12 protein-coding genes, 1 pseudogene and 1 riboswitch are annotated in these 19,715 nt (G+C 59.2%); of the genes and pseudogenes, 4 read left to right on the top strand and 9 right to left on the bottom strand.

Going from position 1 to position 19,715, the window contains the following annotated elements; all coding sequences use genetic code 11:
• The 4 genes and pseudogenes from QZS13_RS06325 to radC form a co-directional block, all read right to left on the bottom strand.
• Positions 1 to 862, bottom strand: a pseudogene (locus QZS13_RS06325) (excinuclease ABC subunit UvrA); the annotation flags it as partial.
• 38 nt (positions 863 to 900) lie between these two features.
• Complete coding sequence (ybaK, locus tag QZS13_RS06330) at positions 901 to 1,407, bottom strand: Cys-tRNA(Pro) deacylase (protein WP_295587029.1); 507 nt, start codon at positions 1,405 to 1,407, stop codon at positions 901 to 903.
• Between the two features lie 37 nt (positions 1,408 to 1,444).
• Positions 1,445 to 3,415, bottom strand: a complete 1,971-nt coding sequence (gene uvrB / locus QZS13_RS06335; RefSeq protein ID WP_295587031.1) for an excinuclease ABC subunit UvrB — start codon at positions 3,413 to 3,415, stop codon at positions 1,445 to 1,447.
• 107 nt (positions 3,416 to 3,522) lie between these two features.
• Positions 3,523 to 4,197: a RadC family protein gene (radC, locus tag QZS13_RS06340; protein ID WP_295587033.1), complete on the bottom strand. Its 675-nt coding sequence runs from the start codon at positions 4,195 to 4,197 to the stop codon at positions 3,523 to 3,525.
• Positions 4,198 to 4,371: 174 nt separating this feature from the next.
• A riboswitch (M-box (ykoK) riboswitch) is annotated at positions 4,372 to 4,536 on the top strand.
• Positions 4,537 to 4,627: 91 nt separating this feature from the next.
• Here radC and mgtE point away from each other — a divergent pair.
• Positions 4,628 to 6,010 carry a magnesium transporter gene (gene mgtE, locus QZS13_RS06345; protein ID WP_295587035.1) on the top strand — a complete coding sequence of 461 codons (1,383 nt, stop codon included), beginning with the start codon at positions 4,628 to 4,630 and terminating at the stop codon, positions 6,008 to 6,010.
• A 27-nt stretch (positions 6,011 to 6,037) separates the two neighbouring features.
• Positions 6,038 to 7,018 carry a D-isomer specific 2-hydroxyacid dehydrogenase family protein gene (locus QZS13_RS06350; protein ID WP_295587037.1) on the top strand — a complete coding sequence of 327 codons (981 nt, stop codon included), beginning with the start codon at positions 6,038 to 6,040 and terminating at the stop codon, positions 7,016 to 7,018.
• Positions 7,019 to 7,180: 162 nt separating this feature from the next.
• On the opposite strand, the gene QZS13_RS06355 is transcribed toward QZS13_RS06350, so the two are convergent.
• Together QZS13_RS06355 and QZS13_RS06360 are read right to left on the bottom strand one after the other, a co-directional pair.
• Positions 7,181 to 9,565: an S-layer homology domain-containing protein gene (locus tag QZS13_RS06355; protein ID WP_295587039.1), complete on the bottom strand. Its 2,385-nt coding sequence runs from the start codon at positions 9,563 to 9,565 to the stop codon at positions 7,181 to 7,183.
• A gap of 383 nt (positions 9,566 to 9,948) precedes the next feature.
• Complete coding sequence (locus QZS13_RS06360; protein ID WP_295587041.1) at positions 9,949 to 11,628, bottom strand: peptide ABC transporter substrate-binding protein; 1,680 nt, start codon at positions 11,626 to 11,628, stop codon at positions 9,949 to 9,951.
• A 627-nt stretch (positions 11,629 to 12,255) separates the two neighbouring features.
• Here QZS13_RS06360 and ugpC point away from each other — a divergent pair.
• Positions 12,256 to 13,386, top strand: coding sequence for an ABC transporter ATP-binding protein (ugpC, locus tag QZS13_RS06365; protein ID WP_295587043.1), 1,131 nt, complete (start codon positions 12,256 to 12,258; stop codon positions 13,384 to 13,386).
• A gap of 48 nt (positions 13,387 to 13,434) precedes the next feature.
• Here ugpC and QZS13_RS06370 read toward each other — a convergent pair whose 3' ends face one another.
• Positions 13,435 to 14,592, bottom strand: coding sequence for a DEAD/DEAH box helicase (locus tag QZS13_RS06370; RefSeq protein ID WP_295587045.1), 1,158 nt, complete (start codon positions 14,590 to 14,592; stop codon positions 13,435 to 13,437).
• A 327-nt stretch (positions 14,593 to 14,919) separates the two neighbouring features.
• Here QZS13_RS06370 and QZS13_RS06375 point away from each other — a divergent pair, with 327 nt between their 5' ends.
• On the top strand, positions 14,920 to 15,126 hold the full coding sequence (locus tag QZS13_RS06375) for a helix-turn-helix domain-containing protein (RefSeq protein ID WP_295587071.1): 207 nt from the start codon (positions 14,920 to 14,922) through the stop codon (positions 15,124 to 15,126).
• A gap of 101 nt (positions 15,127 to 15,227) precedes the next feature.
• Here the strand turns inward: QZS13_RS06375 and QZS13_RS06380 are convergent, their stop codons facing one another.
• On the bottom strand, positions 15,228 to 17,654 hold the full coding sequence (locus tag QZS13_RS06380) for a glycogen/starch/alpha-glucan phosphorylase (RefSeq protein ID WP_295587047.1): 2,427 nt from the start codon (positions 17,652 to 17,654) through the stop codon (positions 15,228 to 15,230).
• Positions 17,655 to 17,663: 9 nt separating this feature from the next.
• Positions 17,664 to 19,637 carry a glycogen synthase GlgA gene (gene glgA / locus QZS13_RS06385; protein ID WP_295587049.1) on the bottom strand — a complete coding sequence of 658 codons (1,974 nt, stop codon included), beginning with the start codon at positions 19,635 to 19,637 and terminating at the stop codon, positions 17,664 to 17,666.
• Positions 19,638 to 19,715: the final 78 nt, after the last annotated feature.

Consider the following 19,715-nt stretch of genomic DNA (forward strand, 5'->3'; position numbering starts at 1 on the left):
CCTTCAGCTGGCTGCCCAGGCCCGTGCAGGTGGGGCAGGCACCGAAGGGGTTGTTGAAGGAGAACATGCGGGGCGTCAGCTCCTCCATGGAGATGCCGCAGTCCTCGCAGGCGTAGTTCTGGGAGAACATCAAATCCCGGTCCTCCCGCAGCAGGTTCACCACCACCAATCCGCCGGAGAGGGCCGAGGCGGTCTCCACGCTGTCGGTGAGACGCTGCTGGATGTCCGGCCGGATGATAAGACGGTCCACGATGACCTCGATGGAGTGCTTTTTATTCTTTTCCAGCTTGATCTCCTCATCCAGCTCATAGAGGTTGCCGTCCACCCGCACCCGGACATAGCCGGAGCGCTTGGCATCGTCGAACACCTTGGCGTGCTCGCCCTTCTTGCCCCGGATCACCGGTGCCATCACCTGGATACGGGTACCCTCCGGCAGGGCCATCACCTGGTCGATGATCTGGTCGATGGTCTGCTGGCGGATGACCTTGCCGCACTTGGGGCAGTGGGGCGTGCCCACCCGGGCCCACAGAAGGCGCAGGTAGTCGTAGATTTCCGTGACGGTGCCCACGGTGGAGCGGGGGTTCTTGCTGGTGGTCTTCTGGTCGATGGAGATGGCTGGAGAGAGGCCCTCGATGTAGTCCACATCCGGCTTGTCCATCTGGCCCAGGAACATGCGGGCGTAGGAAGAAAGGCTCTCCACATACCGCCGCTGGCCCTCGGCGTAGATGGTGTCGAAGGCCAGAGAAGATTTTCCTGAGCCGGAAAGGCCCGTCATCACCACCAGCTTGTCCCGGGGGATGGTGACGTCGATGTTTTTCAGGTTGTTGGCCCGGGCGCCCTTGACGATGATCTTATCCTGCATAGCTGCTCCTTATGATTGATGTCTGACTGTCCCCCGGGTCAGTCCTGCCGGACGATGAGGTCCGCTGTGCTCGCCCGCAGCAGTCCCAGCAAATCCCCGGGGGCCAGCTCCACCTGAGCGCCGATCTTTCCGGCGGAGATGTAAATGGTGTCGTAGTCCAGGGCGCTCTCGTGGAACACGGTGGGATACTGCTTCTTCATACCCACAGGGCTGCACCCGCCCCGGATGTAGCCGGTAACAGCATTGATCTCCGCCACGTGCAAAAGCTCGATGGACTTCTCCCCCACTGCCCGGGCGGCCTTTTTCAGGTCCAGGCTCTCCGCCACCGGCACCTCAAAGACATAGATGCCCTTGGAAGCACCCCGGGCCACCAGGGTCTTGAAGCCCCGGGCCGGGTCCTGGCCAAGAGCCTGAGCAACATGGACGCCGTAGTCCCGCACGCCCTCGGGGCCCTCGCCCTCCTCGTAAAACCGCGCGGTATAGGGGATCTTCTTCTGATCCAGAATCCGCATAACATTGGTCTTTTCTTCCTTATGCTTTGCCATTGTGATTCTCCTTATTCCGTAAACGCGTCGGGCAGGCTCACGCCTCGCCCCGCAGCTCGATGATCCGGTCTCGCAGCACCGCGGCATACTCGAATTCCAGCATCTTGCTGGCTTCCTTCATTTCCTTCTCCAGGCGGGCAATCTCCGCGGCGCGCTCCTGGTCGCTGAGCTTGCGCTTCTTCCGGCCCTTGCCGGACTCCTCCTCCGCCGTGTGGGAGATCTCCAGCACCTCCCGCACGCTCTTGATGATGGTCTTGGGCACGATGCCGTGGGCCTGGTTATAATCGTTCTGAATTTTCCGGCGGCGCTCCGTCTCATCAATGGCCGCCCGCATGGAGGGCGTGATCTCATCAGCGTACATGACCACCAGACCGTCGGCATTGCGGGCCGCCCGGCCGATGGTCTGGATGAGGGACGTCTCCGAACGCAAAAAGCCTTCCTTGTCCGCATCCAGGATGGCCACCAGACTCACCTCCGGCAGATCCAATCCCTCCCGCAGCAGGTTAATGCCCACCAGAACGTCAAACTCGCCCAACCGCAGGTCCCGGATGATCTCCATGCGTTCAATGGTCTGCACATCCGAGTGCATGTACCGCACCCGGATCTCTGCGTTTTTCAGGTATTCCGTCAGGTCCTCCGCCATTTTCTTGGTAAGGGTCGTCACCAGCACCCGCTCGTTCCGGGCGGCACGGGTGCGGATCTCCTCCATGAGGTCGTCGATCTGCCCCGTCACCGGACGCACCTCCACCTTCGGGTCCAGCAGTCCTGTGGGACGGATGACCTGCTCCACCACCTGGTCCGCCCGCTCCCGCTCATAGGGGCCGGGAGTGGCCGATACAAACACCGCCTGGCCGATGCGCTCTTCAAACTCCTCAAATTTCAGGGGACGGTTATCGTAAGCGCAGGGCAGTCGGAAGCCGTACTTCACCAGGGAGTCCTTCCGGGCCCGGTCGCCGTTGTACATGGCCCGCACCTGGGGCAGCGTCACGTGGCTCTCGTCCACGAACAGCAAGAAGTCGTCCGGGAAGAAGTCCAGCAGCGTCATGGGTGCAGAGCCCGCCGGGCGGTCGGAGATGATGCGGGAGTAGTTCTCGATGCCGGAGCAGTAGCCCAGCTCCGCCATCATCTCCATGTCGTACTCCGTCCGCTGGCGGATGCGCTGGGCCTCCACCAGCTGGTTGTTGTCGGTGAATACCTTCACCTGCTGCTCCAGCTCCTCGCGGATCTGGCCGATGGCCTTGTCCATCTTCTCCTTGGTGGTGACATAGTGGCTGGCGGGGTAGATGGCGATGTGGTTGAGGTGCCGGTTCACTGCACCGGTAACCGGGTTGAAGTCGCTGATGCGGTCGATCTCGTCCCCGAAGAACTCCACCCGGATGGCGTGGTCCTTATAGTAGGCCGGGTACAGCTCCACTGTGTCTCCCCGCACCCGGAACATATTGCGCTGAAACGCCACGTCGTTTCGCTCGTAGCGGATCTCCACCAGGCGGCGCAGCAGCTCGTCCCGGTCCCACTGAGCTCCCACCCGCAGCGACACCACCATCTGGGCAAAGTCGTCCGGCTCACCCAGGCCGTAGATGCAGGAGACGGAGGACACCACGATCACGTCCCGCCGCTCCAGCAGGGCACAGGTGGCACTCAGGCGCAGACGGTCGATCTCCTCATTGGTGGCGGCGTCCTTGGCAATATAGGTATCCGTATGGGGGATATAGGCCTCGGGCTGATAATAATCGTAGTAGGAGACAAAATACTCCACGGCATTGTTGGGGAAAAACTCCTTGAACTCCGCGCACAGCTGAGCCGCCAGGGTCTTGTTGTGGGCCAGCACCAGCGTGGGCCGCTGGACGGCCTCGATGACCTTGGCCATGGTAAAGGTCTTGCCGGAGCCGGTAACGCCCAGCAGCACCTGCTCCTTCAGCCCGTTTTCGATCCCCTCCGCCAGGGCGGCAATGGCCTTGGGCTGATCGCCGGAGGGCTCATATTCAGAAACCACTTTAAAATCTGGCATGGCATTCCTTTCCGCTGCCGCGCAGCTGCAAAATGGCAGTATCCGTTGTTATTTTACCACAGTCCGCAGGAAATGGCAAACAAATGTTCTATATTAGAGTACTGCAGCTATCCCAGATAGCCGCTGTCCGCCATGGAGACAAAGTCCCCGTCGGCGGCGATAATATGGTCCGCCAGCTGTACGCCAATGCTCTCCAGGGCGGCCTTGGCCCGCTCCGTGGCAATGAAATCATCCTGCGAGGGCAGCGCCACGCCGCTGGGGTGATTGTGGGAGAGAATCACCGCACTGGCGGAGGTCAGCAGCGCCGCCTCCAGAAGGCGCCGGATGTCCAGCCCCGCGGAGGCCATGTCCCCCTCCCCCAGCCGCTTGCAGGCGATGAGCTTGCCCTTGCGGTCCAGGCACAGGGCGTAGACCACCTCGTGCTTCTCTCCGGCAAATCGCTCCACCAGATAGGCCCCGGCCTTCTCCGAGGAGTTGAGGATCTGCTCTTGCTGGACTTCTGCCAGCCGGGCTCGCCGGTAAATCGGGGCAACCAGCGCCAGCAGCACGGCTGCGCTCTCGCCGATTCCCTCCACCTTCTGCAAATCCTCCACCGGAGCGGACAGCACCGCGGCCAGGGAGCCATATCGCTCCATCAGGGCATGCGCCACCGGGTTGGTATCCCGGCGAGGGATGGCGTAATACAGCAGCAGCTCCAGCGCTTCATGGTCGGCAAACGCGTCCAGTCCGCCCCGGAGGAACCGTCCCCGCATCTTTTCCCTGTGGCCGTCGTGAATCCCCAAAACGGCTCGCCTCCCCTCTGTCCGCAGATGCATTCCTGAATGTTTTATTATAGCACGGCCCACACTGCTCCACAAGGGGAGAGCACCTTTGTAAAATTCCGCCGCAGGCCTGCGGCCGCCTTGACAGGCTCCTGCTTTTGTCATAAGATAAGAAGAGAAATTTTGTAAATTACGCAGAAAATCCGGTAGGTAAGGCTACCGCAGGGATACGGATCGCTGCCGCAAACTGATGGAAACATCACAAGTTGGTCTGAACAGATGCTATCGAACAAGAAGGTATCATCTAACGCGATTTCACCGCCTTGTGAAGCTAAAGCTTGAACGGTTGCGGGATAGAAGTTCCCACTGGCAGTTCCCCTGTTCGTACCGGGATGGTCGGACGGGGAACTTATTTTCATTTTGAGATACTGCGGAAGGGAGGACGCACGGCGTGCTTGAGCTGGAAGAAGAACGGGAAGAGCTGTTGGAGAAAATTGAGGATTTGCTCTCCCGAAAACAATACGCTCCCCTGCGCGATCTCCTGCTTCCCATGGAGGCCGCAGATATTGCTGCGCTGTGCGGCGATCTGGAGGAGAAAGTGCCGCTGGTATTCCGTCTGCTGCCCAAGGAGCTGGCGGCAGAGGTGTTCGTGGAGCTGGACAGTGACCAGCAGGAACTTCTGATTCAGAGCTTTTCCAACACGGAGCTCAAGGAAGTGCTGGACGAGCTGTACCTGGACGATACGGTGGACATCGTGGAGGAAATGCCAGCCAACGTGGTCAAGCGGATTCTGCGCCACTCGGACCCGGAAATGCGCAAGAGCATCAACGAGATCCTCAAATACCCGGACGACTCCACCGGCAGTATCATGACCACGGAATTCGTGGATCTGAAAGAGAACATGACCGTGGAGGACGCCCTCAAGCGGATCCGCCGCACCGGCCCGGACAAGGAAACCATCAACATCTGCTACGTCATCGACGAGCAGCGCCATCTGATCGGGGTGCTGTCCATCCGAACGCTGTTGCTGGCAGAAGAAGACGATATCATCGGGGACATTATGGAGCGGAACTTCATCTGCGTCCAAACGCTGGACGATCAGGAGTCCACCGCCCGGGCCCTGAGCAAATACGACTTTCTGGCACTGCCGGTGGTGGACACGGAAAACCGGCTGGTGGGCATCGTCACCGTAGACGACGCCATGGACGTTTTGCAGGAAGAGGCCACGGAGGATATCGAGAAGATGGCCGCTATCCTGCCCTCGGACAAGCCCTACCTGAAAACCGGCGTGCTGGAGACCTGGAAGGCCCGTACCCCCTGGCTGCTGGTGCTGATGCTCTCGGCCACCTTTACCGGCATCATTCTCACTCACTTCGAAGGTGCCCTCATGTCCTGCGCCATTCTCACCTCCTTTGTGCCCATGCTCTCCGGTACCGGCGGCAACAGCGGCACCCAGGCGTCCACGGCCATCATCCGAGCCCTGTCTCTGGGAGAGGTGCGGTTTTCCGACGTGTTTCAGGTGCTTTGGAAGGAATTCCGGGTGGCCTTTTGCTGCGGCATCTGCCTTGCCTGCGCCAACTTTGTCAAAATGATGATCGTGGACCGCTGGTTGCTGCAAAATCCCTCCGTGACGCCCATGGTGGCGCTGGTGGTATGCGTCACTCTGGTGGGGACGGTGCTGTGCGCCAAGCTGGTGGGCTGCTCGTTGCCGCTGCTGGCCGAGAAGCTGGGCTTCGACCCGGCGGTCATGGCCTCTCCGTTCATTTCCACCATTGTGGACTCCATCTCTCTGCTGATTTACTTTCAGGTTGCCTCTGCCCTGCTGGGAATCTGAGGCTTTTCCAACTGACGGAGGATCTCTATGAAAATTTTTGCCTACGAAGTGCGCAAAGATGAGACGGCGGCCTTTTCCAGGGCCGCCGCTGCCTATCATGTGGACATTACCACCAGCTCCCTGGTCCCTACACTGGCCAACGCAGGCCTGGTTTCCGGCTGTGCCGGCGTGACCATTCTGGGGCAGGGCCGCATCGACCGGCCGCTGCTGGAGCGGTACCGGGCCCTGGGGGTCCGATGCCTGTCTACCCGTACCATCGGCAGCAACCATATTGACCTGGCCGCAGCCCATGAACTGGGGCTCCAGGTATGCAATGCCTCCTATCCCCCCAATGGCGTGGCGGATTTCACCGTGATGATGATGCTCATGTGCCTGCGCCAGTACAAGCAGGCCATGTGGCGGGGACAGGTAAACGATTTTTCTCTGGAGGGTCTCCAGGGTCGGGACATGCAGAGCATGACCGTAGGTGTCATGGGAACCGGCCGTATCGGCGTCCAGGTGCTTCGGGAGCTCAGTGGCTTCGGCTGCCGTCTGCTGGCCTGGTCCCGGCACGAAAACCCGGCAGCGCGGCCCTATGCCCAATATACGGATCTGGATACGCTGCTGCGCACCTGCGACATCATCACCCTGCACATGCCGCTGACCGACGCCACCCGGCACATCATCGACCGGAAAGCCATTGCCAAGATGAAAGACGGCGTGATCCTCATCAACTGCGCCCGGGGCGGTCTGACGGATATTGACGCCCTGGTGGAGGGCATCGAGACCCAGAAGATCGGTGCATTGGGCATGGACACCGTGGAGGGCGAAGAGGGCATCGTCCACGGCGACCACCGGACGGACATTCTGACCAACCGCAACTGGTTCTATCTCCATCAGTTCCGCAATGTGATCATGACCCAGCACATGGCATTCTATACCCGGGAGGCCGTGGAGAGCATGGTGCGCTGCGGCGTGGAGGGCATCGTGGAAATGGATCGCACCGGAACTTATTCCACCAAGCTGTAACATTCTCCGGCATAGAGCAGAAGATCAAACGCCCCGGCGGGCTCCGGAATCGGAGTCTGCCGGGGCGTCTTTCTCTGAAAAGTGCAAAACAAGACCCCGTACCTTGCGGTACGGGGTCTTGCCTATCTCAACACAAGTGTGTTTTTGATATTGGGAAGACGATTAGTTCTTCTCGATGACAACCAGGTTCACATCGCCGTCATCCAGCGTGTAGTAGATGTTGCCATAGGGATCCTTGTCGCCGCCATCCTCGCGGATGTCGCCAATGTCGCCCTCGGTGATCTTATCACCGTCGATGAAGAAGACCTTCACATTGTCGGTGTAAGCCAGGGTGTAGCCGTCGAAGGTCAGAACGCCGTTGGACTCCTTCTTGGAAGAAGTAGCCTGGAAGACATCCTTGGAATCGGCGTCAGCCGCAGTGGGATTGGTGCCAATCGCGACCGTCTTGCCGCCGTCACCCAGATTGTCGGAGTCATAGGACACCTGGTTCAGGATGATAGCGCCGTCGATCAGAGCGGGAGTGCCATCGAACACGTCAGCGTCGATCTTCACAGTGGTGATCTTGCCGTCCACGACAGCCTGGAACTCATAGTAGGACATCTCTTCCTCATAGGTGACCTTCAGATCATCCTTGGAAGCCAGGAAGGTCAGGTCAGCAGAAGAGCTGTGCAGCTGATCCTTCACAACACTCACGAACACCACGGAAGCGGCAGTCTTGCTGGCAGCCTTGTAGCCCTTCACGGTAGCGGAGGTGAAGCTGGGAGCAGACTTGTAGCCGGTGTAGACCTTGTACTCAACATCGGCGTTGTCGCCAGCCTTATCGGCGACCATGTAAACGAACACGGTCTTGGAGTCCAGCTTCACATTGCCCATGTAGGTCTTGCCCTTCTCGAAGGACACGCCGGTATCAGAGACGAAGTTCGCGCCCTTCTTCTCGTCCAGCTTGTACTCGCCGTTGTCCTGAACCTTGAAGGAAACGACCTTGCCGTTCATGGCGCCGGTAGCATACTTCTCAGTGGTGTCAACGGTCTTGGCAGAGCCGTCAGCCATGATCAGGCGAGCCCAGCCGGTGCCGCGGGAGTTGCCGGAATCCTCAACATAGGCCAGCTTGTCAACAGCGACCTCGCCGTCAGCCTCCTCCATCTTCAGGAGGTAGCCATAGGAATCCAGGTAGAAGTCAACGTCAGCCTTGGGAGAAACGGCATCGACCTGCTCGTCCACGGAAGCAGACTTCTCGTAAACAGTGCCGTCGATGGTGTACTTGCTGCCAGAGATCTTGGTCAGCTCGCCGGTCAGCTTCTCAGCGGGCACCATGGTCTGGATCTTGTCGCTGTCCTTGCCGCCAACGGTGTAGAGAACCATATCGTCCTCTTCGAACTCCTCGGTCACGAAGTCCTTGCCGTCAACAGTGACAATGCGCTCGTCGTTCTTGTTGGTGTCAACGTCATCGACCTCGCCGATGTAGGTGTTGATCACAACGATGCGGGCATCGTCCTTATAGACCTCAACCAGAACGCCGTTGCCGCTCTTCGCGACATCCTCGTCCTTATCATGGATGGTAACCGTCTTATCATCGCCCTGGTACTTGCCATCCACATAGACCTTGAACTCTTCGCTCTTCTTCAGGTTCAGATCGCCGTAGATATCCTCTTCGGCAACGGTCTTGGTGTAGGTAGCATCAGCCTCGTCAGCGATGACGCAGATCTCCTTGTCGTCATAGGACCACTGAGCAGCGGGACGGCCGAAGTCGTCATAAGCGTTGCTGTCCTTCTCCAGATCCTTGAAGTAACGCTCGCCGAACTGAACGGTGTAGACCTTGTTGTCAGAGTCAGCGGTCTCGTCCTTGATGGTAGCGGACTTGGAGGTGGTGGTGACAGGCTCAGCCTTGGAGGGGTTGGTCACGATCTCGACGCCGCCCACGGTGATGGAAGAACCAGTGGTGGAGTACTCGACCATGTCAGCCTGCAGGGTGTTGAAGGCATACAGGCAAGCCTCTTCACGGGTGACAGCCTTGGAGCCGTTGAAGCCCTCGGTCAGACCGTCGTCCAGGCCGATGCCGACAGCCAGCTTAGCCACGTTCACGGACCAGTTGGCACCGGTGAAGCCCTCAACGGAGCCGTCATAGCCCAGAGCGCCCAGCAGCATCTTCATGAAGGCATAGCCGTTCAGGGTGCCGGAGGGACGGAAGGTGCCGTCAGCATAGCCGTTGATGATCTTCTGCTGAGAGCAGTAGGCAATGTAGCCAGCGAAGGTGCTGCCAGCGGGGACATCCTTAAAGGGAGCCACGGAGGTGGGCAGAGCGCCAGCGGTGGTGGGGCCCAGGATCATGTTGCAGATGATCTTGGCAGCCGCGCCACGGGTCAGGGTGTTGGTGGGACGGAAGTCGCCGGCAGTGTAGCCGTCAACAACCTTGATGGTGGACATCACGTCGACAGCATCAGAATAGGTGATCTTGCTGCTGTCAGTGAAGTCCTTGGCGCCGGCGCTGATGGTGACCAGAGACATGGTCATAACCAGAGCCAGAGCCAGAGAAAGGAACTTCTTCATGGGGTTTTTTCCTCCTTTTGAATTTACCGTCGGGACTTTGGACGGTCCTTTGGAACCAGCCGCCGCATGCTGACCGCTTCGGCCGACCCCTCCGCTTTGCCTGGGTCCTTCCGGCATTGAAGTTGAACATCCAAGGGGAACCCCCGTCTTCACGGCACACATACCGTGGCTAGCCGGTCCTGTATCTGCGCCGGGCTGCCGGGTGACCACTCGTTTGTTCATGATGCATGATAGCAAATCCAAATCTGAATTTCAAGGGGATTTCCGCTTTTGTAACACAGCCGTAACAAAACTCCCCTCCCGGATTATGGAAACTTCTTTCTTTCTGAAATATTGCAAAAAAGGCCGCTTTACTTTCTGCAAAGCGGCCTTTTACACTATTTTCAGGTTGTTCTTTCCGTCACGCCGGACAGGCAGAACCACCCCCGCGCATCCCGGCACGCGCCGGTGAGCGTCTCCCGCAGGGCCCAGGCAGTGTACCGGGTATACAGGGGCGTCAGCGCGGCATCGTCCAGCAGCAGTACCTCCGCATCATGGAGGCATCCCATCCGGGCTGCGCCGTCGTCAGCCTTGGCGATAATGGACAAAAGCGTATCGTAGGCGCTGTTCTCATAGCCCACCACATTGCTCTCCCGGCCGGATGTCCACTGCTTCAAAAAGCACTCGGCGTCGTTGCCCACGGCCTTCAGATCCAGCCCCGCCAGGGTATAGTTCCCCTCCCGCAGAGCAGTGCGCAGCTCACTGCCGCTGACTGCCACCGGCGTGACGGTCACATGCAGCACCTGGCTCCACTGGCGGGCAAGCTCCTGTGCCACGGCCGCGTTTTCCGGCGTGTCCACGTAGAGATACTCCAGCTGTCCCAGATAGGCGCCGCTGTCATAGCCCGCCTGCTCCAGAGTCTGCCGGGCAAGGTCGCACCGCTCGCCATAGCTATCCGGATCGTTGTCCAGCAGTTCGGCGTCTGTTCGGAAATCGTCGTCACCCTCCCCGGGAACGCCGGGAGGCACCAGCCCCTCCGCCGGGATGGCGGTGATTCCGGCCGCCTCCGCCACTGCGTTGCGGTCAATAGCCATCACCAGCGCCTGGCGCACCTGCTGGTCGGCAAATACCGACTGGTTGCAGTTGAACAGCACCGTATAGGTCCCCAGCTCCGTCAGGGGATTCGTCTCCACCTGACGCTCAATCTCCTCATCCGTCAGCGGCCAGACCAGATCCACGGTTTTGTCCTCGTAGAGAGCCTGTGCCTGTTCCGCGTTTTCCGCAAAGCAGAACTTCAGTTCTCCGGGACCGGTGAGGTTGCCGTAGTAGTCGCTGTTCTCCGTCAGGGTCAGCGACTCACCGGGCGTATAAGTCCCCGGCATATACGGTCCGTTGGCCACCAGCTTCTCCGGCTGGGACCACCACCGCTCCGTTCCCTCCTGGCCCGTTTCCTCCTCTGCCGCGCGGTTGCGCTCCACCGCTTCATCCCGCAGAGTGGTCACCACATCCTCCCGAAGGGGGCTGGTGGCAGGAGAGGTGCACACCTCGGTCAAGAACCAGTCGTAGTTGCCCCCCAGTACCACTTCCAGCGTGCTGTCATTTTTGGCGCTGACCTGCAGCAGCGACGTGTCCCCCGTCTTACGCACCTGATCGTATCCCGCCACCACCGACAAAATGGAGGCATAGGGGGAGCCGCTGGCCGGGTCCGCCAGCCGCCGCCAGGCATAGACAAAATCATCCGCCGTCACCGCTTTGCCGTCGGACCACTTGGCATTGCGCAGCCGGAACGTCCATGTAACAGTACCGTCTGCATTGCTCTCCTGGGAGTAGCTCTTGGCCATGCCGCCCGTCACCGTCGTGCCGCCGGAGACATCCACCGTCACCCGCATCAGATTTTCATAAAGATGCACCAGGATGGTCTGGTCCCCCTCCGCCGTGGCATAGATGGGGTCCAGCGTCTCCGGCTCATCCCCCACACACACGGACAGCCCGGGCCGGACCTCCTCCTGCGTGCAGCCTGCCAGCAGGCCCATACACAGCGCCAGCATCAACAGCGCGGCGCTCCATCGCTTCCAAAGCTTCATGTACGTTCTCCTTAATAATATAGTGAAAGAAAAATAGGGCACCGCCGCGGCAGCCCCTGGGTTTACGTAACAGAAGCATTATAAAGAGTTTTCAGCTGCTTGTAAAGATTCCCCGCGCAAAAAGTAACAAAAAATTACAAAATTAAGGGTTTATTCACATTCCGTCTGTTATGCTGAATCCCATAGGGCCCAGGCCCCTCCGGGATACCGGCTGTGGTTTTTCAGATCATGCCGGTTGGCTTCAAAAGGCGCTGCGCCACGACGTTGTAAAATTTAACTAAAATTTTTATTGACAACCGGCCGAAAAGGAGAGAATATTACTATGAGGATTTGTTTTGAAGGCAGAATAGGCGTCTATGCGTCATCCTGTCGTCCGCCTTGCTGCTGCCCAGGGCCTCTGTGCTGTGCGCCGGCAGCGACAACCTGCATCGGTTCCCCCAAATTTTTCATTCAGGCGGCCCCCGCTACTCCATTTCAATAGCGGCTGGTCAGCCATAAAAAAGGAGGAGATCCCCATCCGCCTGGCCGGCGGTGCGGCAGTGTGGAGACCTGTCGTAATGCACCGGGAGTTTCGCTCTCCCGGCGTGAGGAAGCTTGTGCGGAGGCACAGCTTTTACGGCCGTACATATGGCAACTGTTTCTCTCAAAGGCATCAAGAAGATCTACGACAACAAGGTGACCGCAGTCCACGATTTCAACCTGGAAATTGCGGACAAGGAGTTCATCGTTCTGGTGGGCCCCTCCGGCTGCGGCAAATCCACCACGCTGCGTATGGTGGCCGGTCTGGAAGAAATCTCCGAGGGCGACCTGCTGATCGGCGGCAAGCGCATGAACGACGTGGAGCCCAAGGACCGTGATATCGCCATGGTGTTCCAGAACTATGCGCTCTACCCCCATATGACTGTTTATGAGAACATGGCCTTTGCTCTGAAGCTGCGCAAGGTTCCCAAGGATGAGATCGACAAAAAGGTACGGGAAGCTGCGGAGATTCTGGACATTACCCAGTATCTGGACCGCAAGCCCAAGGCTCTGTCCGGCGGCCAGCGGCAGCGCGTGGCCATCGGCCGCGCCATTGTCCGCAACCCCCAGGTGTTTTTGATGGATGAGCCCCTCAGCAACCTGGACGCCAAACTCCGTAACCAGATGCGCGCAGAGATTATCAAGCTGCGCCAGCGCATTGATACCACCTTTATTTATGTTACCCATGACCAGACGGAGGCCATGACCCTGGGCGACCGGATTGTGATTATGAAGGACGGCTTCATTCAGCAGATCGGTACGCCGCAGCAGGTGTTTGACCATCCCTCCAACATTTTTGTGGCCGGATTCATCGGCATGCCTCAGATGAACTTCTTCGACGGCCAGCTGGTGGCCGATGGAGATCACTATTCTGTCAAGGTCATGGACGCCACCATGGAACTGGCTCCCGAGGCCCAGGCCCGCCTGAAGGCCAAGGGAATCCCCTCCAAGGCCGTGACCATCGGCATTCGGCCTGAGCATATTTCCTTTGCAGATTCCGCAGGTCCCCACTGCCTGACCGGCAGCGTGGATGTCAGCGAGATGATGGGCAGCGAGATCCATCTCCACGTCAGCGCCGGCGGCCGGGACGTGGTGCTGCGGATCCCCACTACGGAGCTGTCCGCCGATCACAAGGGCGGCATCCCCTACGGCACGCAGGTGCACTTCACCTTCCGGGGGGACCTTATCCACCTGTTCGATCCTGAGACGGAGGAAAACCTGCTTCCTCTGGAAGAATGATAAAAATCCCGCGGGCCAGGCAGCAGCCTGGCCCGCGGGGTTTTTTACTCAGTCTACCGTAGTGAGCTTACCATCCGGTCCGAATTTGACCGGGGTGATCACATTCCGGGTCTTTTGGGCAATGTCGTCAATCCGCATTTTCGCGGGATAATCCGACACAAACGTCACTGCCACGCCCTGCCGCTTGGCACGGCCCGTGCGGCCGATCCGATGAACATAGTCCTGGTTTTCATCGGGCACGTCGCAGTTGAACACGATATCCACATCGTCCACATCGATGCCCCGGGCCGCCACGTCCGTGGAGACGAACACCCGCAGCTTTCCCTGGCGGAACAGATCCATCACCTGCTCCCGCCGCTTCTGGGGGATATCCCCGTGGATGCACTGGGCGTCGATGCCCCGCATCTGCAAAAACTTCGTGATCCGTTCCGTGGAGCCCTTGGTGTTGCAGAAAGCCATGCAGCGGTCAAAGCCGGTCTCCTCCAGAATCCGGGCAATGGCATCCGCCTTTTCATTCTGGGGCACTTCCATGCGGAACTGCTTGATGTCCGGTTTGTTCTGCTCGTCCTCCCGGACGGTGACCTCCGCCGCGTCCCGCTGGTAGACCCATGCAATGTCCATGACCTCCCGGGAGATGGTAGCAGAGAACAGTCCCAGATTTTTGCGCTTGTTCATCCGGTCCAGCAGGCGGGTCACATCGTGGATAAAGCCCATGTCCAGCATCCGGTCCGCCTCGTCCAGCACCACGGTCTGGGCCGTCTCCACCCGGACGGTGCGGCGCTTCATATGATCGCTGAGGCGTCCGGGCGTAGCCACCACAATCTGGGGCCGCTTTTTCAGCGTCTCGATCTGCCTGCCGATGGGCTGTCCGCCGTACAGGCACACACTGCGGACCCCCGGCTTATAGGCGGCAATGTCCCGCAGCTCACCTGTAATCTGGATGGCCAGCTCCCGGGTGGGCGCCAGGACAACCGCCTGCACGCTCTCATCCTCCGGGTCGATATGCTCCACAATGGGGATGCCGTAGGCAAACGTCTTTCCCGTCCCGGTAGGCGCCTTGGCAATCACATCCTGCCAGGCCAGCATGGGCGGAATGCACCCGGCCTGAACCGGCGTGGATACCTCGAGTCCCCGCTGGGCAATGGCCCGCATCATTTCCGGCGACAGACCGAGGCTGTCAAACCGGACACCTTGTGTATATTCCATACTCATTCCTCTTTTTCATTTATCTGGTGCAAAATACATGCAAAAATCCATATTACTGCTATTATATCCGCAAACTTTCTCCTTGTAAAGTAGAGCCGTAAATTCCGTTTTTGCGAAGGAAAAATACGGAAATTTACGGAAATTTGCAGAAAGTCCGATAAATAGTAAATTTTTTGACAATTCGGCAATTTTTTCCTGTTTTTCAGTAAATTTATCGTCTAATTGTAGTAAAATTATGTATTCTGTTACCTCTGTTTGGCAATTTTATGTTAAATTGTTTTCTAGAAAAAGCGGACGCGGGAACTGGGGGGATGAGAAGTGAACGGAATGGATTATGTTCGCATTTTGCGAGACTTGCGGGAAGACGCTGACAAGACGCAAACGCAGATTGCGGAAGTTCTGGGGACTTCCCAAACGATGTACGCCCGATATGAGCGGGGCGCCAACGAGCTTCCGATCCACCATCTGATCACATTGAGCAAGTATTATGGCGTCAGCACAGACTATTTGCTGGGTCTGAGCAAAGATCGCTGAAACAGAGGACAGGGACTCCCCTGTCCTCTGTTTTTTTATTTTCGCAGGCTGGAAAAAGGTGGAGGACGGAGCAATGCTCCGTCCTCCGTTTGCAGACAAGTTTATTTGTGAGGCACATGCCAGATGTTGTCCGCATACTCAGCCACAGCCCGGTCTGCAGCGAAAATACCGCTGCGGGCAATGTTGTGCAGACTCATGCGGTTCCACTTCACCGGGTCGGCATAGGTCTCCACCATGCGGCGCTCCGCCTCCCGGTAAGACTCGAAGTCCGCCAGGAGCAAGTACTCGTCCGCAGGGCTCCCGCCTGCCCCGAACAGCAGCCGCTGATACAAATCGTCGTAGCTGACGCCGTCCCGGAACCCGGTGCGCAGGGCGTCCAGGCAGCGGCGCAGGCGGTCGTCCCGGCTGTAGAGCCGCTGAGGCACATACCCCTCCCGCTTGGTCCGCTCAACCTCGTCGGCATGGAGGCCGAAGAGGAACATGTTCTCGTCTCCCAGCACCTGGTGCATCTCCACATTGGCGCCGTCCAGGGTGCCCACAGTCAGCGCGCCGTTCATCATGAACTTCATGTTGCCGGTGCCGCTGGCCTCCTTGCCGGCGGTGGAGATCTGCTGGCTGACCTCACTGGCCGGCATGAGCTTTTCCGCCAGGGACACCCGGTAGTTCTCCAGGAACACCACCTGCAGTTTATCCTTGCAGATGGGATCATGTTCAATCTGGTCGGCCAGGGAGTTGATGAGGCGGATGATTCGCTTGGCCACCGCGTAGCCCGGTGCCGCCTTGGCGCCGAACAGGAACGTATGGGGCTGGGTAATGGCGTTGGGATTGTCCTGGAGATCCTGATACAGGGAAATGATGTGCAGCACGTTCAGAAGCTGCCGCTTGTACTCATGCAGACGCTTGACCTGCACGTCAAAAATGGCGTTGGGGTCCAGCACCACGCCCTGGATCTTTTTGGCATAGGCCGCAAAGGCCTCCTTATTGGCCTTCTTGATGTCCGCCAGGCGTTCCAGCACGGCCTTGTCGTCGGCATAGCGATCCAGCTTCTTGAGCGTCAGGGGCTTGAGAAGATAGTCGTCCCCGCCGGTCAGCTCCCGTACCAGAGCGTCCAGTCCCGGGTTGATCTCGCTGAGCCAGCGACGGTGGTCGATGCCGTTGGTGACGTTCTGGAACTTCTGCGGCTCCATACCGTAGGCGTCCCGGAACACGTTCCTGCGCAGGATCTCCGAGTGGAGGCTGCTGACGCCGTTGACAGCCATGCCGCCGGCGATGCACAGATTGGCCATGCGGACCTCTCCGCCCCAGACAATGGCCATGGCCTGGGTTTTGTTGCCGTCGTGGTAGAAGTCCTCCACCTTCCGCTGCCAGCGGTTGGAGATCTCCACGATGATCTGCCAGATCCGGGGCAGCAGCTGCTGCACCAGGGACTGGGGCCACCGCTCCAGGGCCTCGGCCAGGACCGTATGGTTGGTGTAGGCCACGGAGTGGGTGGTGATATACCACGCCTCATCCCAGTCCATGCCTGCCTCGTCGATGAAGATTCGCATCAGCTCCGGGATCACCAGGGCCGGGTGGGTATCGTTGATCTGGATGACATTTTTCTCATGGAAGTTGCGCAGCGTGCCATAGGTATCCAGATGCTTGGTGGCAATGGACTGCACGGTGGCGGAGACAAAGAAATACTGCTGCTTGAGCCGCAGGGACTTGCCCTCATAGTGATTGTCCTCGGGATAGAGCACCTTGGCGATGGTGGCCGCCATGGCTTCCTCCTCCGCCGCCTTCAGGTACTCGCCCCGGGAGAACAGTGACATATCCACCGGCTTGGTGGAGCGGGCATCCCACAGCCGCAGGGTGTTCACATGCTCGGTGCCGTAGCCGGCCACCACCATGTCGCAGGGAACCGCCAGCACGGTGGTGGCGTTCTCATTGATGATATGCAGGTGTCCGTCATCCCAGAATTCCCGCAGCGTGCCGCCGAACTGGACTCTCTGGGCCTCCTCGGGCTTGGGCAGCAGCCAGGCCGCGCCCAGGTCCTTCCAGTTGTCCGGCAGTTCCACCTGCTGGCCCTCCACAATCTTCTGCTTGAAAATACCCAGTTCATAGCAAATGGAGTACCCAGTGGCGGGAATCTCCAGCGTGGTCATGGAGTCCAGGTAGCAGGCGGCCAGGCGGCCCAGGCCGCCGTTGCCCAGGCCCGCGTCGGGCTCCAGTTCGAAAATGTCGGCAGCCTTGAAGCCAAGCTCCTCCAGCGCCTCTTTCAGCTGGGGCAGCACTTCCAGGTTATACGCATTCTTCATGAGGCTGCGGCCCATCAAAAACTCCAGAGACAGGTAGTGCACCTGCTTTTTATGCTCTCTACGGGTTTCCTTGTTGGACTCCACGCCCCGGATAGCCATCACGTCCCGCAGCACCAGGGCGCTGGCCTTCATCATCTCCTGATCCGTGGCCTCCTCCGGCGTCTTGCCGAAGTTGAGCATCAGCTTTGCGGTCAGGGCACTTTTGAGGGATTGTTTCGTAAACGGTATCATGTGCCTTCCTTACTCCGCCGTATTCTGCTTCGTCTTCGCGGCGGGCCCTTTCTTTGTGGTTTCTTTCTTGGCGGCAGCTGTCTTTCTGCCGGACTTGGCAGCAGGCTTCTTCGCCGTCTTCCGGGAGGTAGTCCGCTTGCGGGCAGGCGCCTTCTTCGCGGCCGCCTTCTCCTCTGCAAGGACAGTCTCTGCGGGAGCCTCCTCCACGGGGGCAGCCTCTGCGGGAACGGCCTCTGCGGGCGCTTCCTCCACGGGGGCAGCCTCTGCGGGAGCCTCCTCCACGGGCGCTTCCTCTACGGGAGTAGCCTCAGCGGGAGCCTCTTCCACGGGGGCAGTCTCAACGTGCGCTTCCTCCACGGGCGCTTCCTCCACGGGGGCAGTCTCAACAGGTGCTTCCTCCACGGGCGCTTCCTCTGCGGGGGCAGTCTCAACAGGTGCTTCCTCCACGGGCGCTTCCTCTGCGGGAGCAGCCTCAACGGGCGCTTCCTCCACAGGGGCAGTCTCAACGTACGTTTCCTCCACGGGAGCAGCTTTCACAGGAGGCCAGGGCTGGCCGGTGATGCCGGCGTAGATCCGCAGGTACTCCCCGGCGCTGCGCTTCCAGCTGAAGTCGCAGGACATGGCCCGCTGACGCAGACGGCCGAAAGCGTCGGGATAATCCTTGTAGAGATACACGGCTTCCCGGATCACATACAGCATATCACTGCTGGCATAATTGGCAAAGGTGAAACCGGTGCCGGCGTCCCGCCAGGCCTCATAGGGCTGCACCGTATCCTTCAATCCGCCGGTCTCCCGGACAATGGGCACCGTGCCGTAACGCATGGCGATCATCTGGCTCAATCCGCAGGGTTCACTCTTGGAGGGCATGAGGAACAGATCCGCACCGGCGTAGATGGCCATGGAAAGGTCCTCATTGTAGTCCAGACGGACAGCCATACGGCCGGGATACTGCTCCGCGGCCCAGCGGAAGAACTCCTCATACTTGCGGTCGCCCTTGCCCAGCACCACCAGCTGCAGGGGGAGTTCCATCATATCATGGAGCACCTCGCAAATCAAGTCCAGCCCCTTGTGGGAAACCAGACGGCTGACAATGCCCACAATGGGCACATAGGGCTCCTCCCGCAGTCCCAGCAGCCGCTGCAGCGCGGCCTTGCACACGTCCTTGCCGCTCATATCCTCCTTGGAGTAGTGCTGGGCGATGTGGCTGTCCGTGGAGGGATCATACCGGGCCATATCGATGCCGTTGAGCACGCCGGAGAGCTTATAGCCGCACTGGCGCATAATGCCGTCCAGCCGGTGGGCGAAGTAGGCCATTTTCAGCTCATTGGCATAGGTGGGAGAGACGGCGTTGACGGCATCGGCACACAAAATGGCGCCCTTGAGCAGATTCACGTCCCCGTCCATCAGGATGGTGCCGTCGTCCGCCCAGCCGTGATCCAGGCCGAACAGATCCCCCAGGGTATCCTTGCTGTACCGGCCCTGATACTCGATATTGTGGATGGTCAGCGTAGTGCGGATGCTGCGGAAACGGTCCTCCCGGACACCGTCGTCCTTGAGGTAAATGGGGATGAGGGCTGTCTGCCAGTCGTTGCAGTGGATGACCTCCGGCCAGAAGCACAGGTGCGGCAGCATCCGTACCACGGCCCGGGAGAAGAAGCCGAACCGCTCGCCGTCATCCATGTAGCCATAGAGCTCGGGGCGGTTGAAATACTGCTCATTATCCAGGAAATACCAAGTCACACCGTCCTTTTCCATGGAGAACAGACCGCAGTAGCTGTGCCGCCAGGCAAGATCCACATAGTCATAGCAAAGATAGGTCAGCTGATCGCCGAAGCGCTCCCGCACCCGCTGATACAGCGGCAATATCACCGCCACCTCGGCACCCTCTGCCGCCAGCGCCGGCGGCAGAGATCCGGCCACATCCGCAAGTCCTCCGGTTTTACAAAACGGAACCGCCTCGCTGGTTGCATACAGAATTTTCATGATATCGTATTCTCCTTTCCTTTTCCCTCTTCACACAAAAGAGGGCGGGGAGGCTGCCCTCCCCCACCGCAAAAACAC

The sequence above is a fragment of the uncultured Oscillibacter sp. genome, assembly GCF_900546705.1.
GTDB lineage: Bacteria > Bacillota > Clostridia > Oscillospirales > Oscillospiraceae > Oscillibacter.

Excerpts from the sequence above, each read along its gene's own strand:
- ybaK (WP_295587029.1), bottom strand. The coding sequence starts at position 1,407 with ATGGCAAAGCATAAGGAAGAAAAGACCAATGTTATGCGGATTCTGGAT.
- uvrB (WP_295587031.1), bottom strand. The coding sequence starts at position 3,415 with ATGCCAGATTTTAAAGTGGTTTCTGAATATGAGCCCTCCGGCGATCAG.
- QZS13_RS06350 (WP_295587037.1), top strand. The coding sequence starts at position 6,038 with ATGAAAATTTTTGCCTACGAAGTGCGCAAAGATGAGACGGCGGCCTTT.
- QZS13_RS06355 (WP_295587039.1), bottom strand. The coding sequence starts at position 9,565 with ATGAAGAAGTTCCTTTCTCTGGCTCTGGCTCTGGTTATGACCATGTCT.
- QZS13_RS06360 (WP_295587041.1), bottom strand. The coding sequence starts at position 11,628 with ATGAAGCTTTGGAAGCGATGGAGCGCCGCGCTGTTGATGCTGGCGCTG.
- ugpC (WP_295587043.1), top strand. The coding sequence starts at position 12,256 with ATGGCAACTGTTTCTCTCAAAGGCATCAAGAAGATCTACGACAACAAG.
- QZS13_RS06370 (WP_295587045.1), bottom strand. The coding sequence starts at position 14,592 with ATGGAATATACACAAGGTGTCCGGTTTGACAGCCTCGGTCTGTCGCCG.
- QZS13_RS06375 (WP_295587071.1), top strand. The coding sequence starts at position 14,920 with ATGGATTATGTTCGCATTTTGCGAGACTTGCGGGAAGACGCTGACAAG.
- QZS13_RS06380 (WP_295587047.1), bottom strand. The coding sequence starts at position 17,654 with ATGATACCGTTTACGAAACAATCCCTCAAAAGTGCCCTGACCGCAAAG.
- glgA (WP_295587049.1), bottom strand. The coding sequence starts at position 19,637 with ATGAAAATTCTGTATGCAACCAGCGAGGCGGTTCCGTTTTGTAAAACC.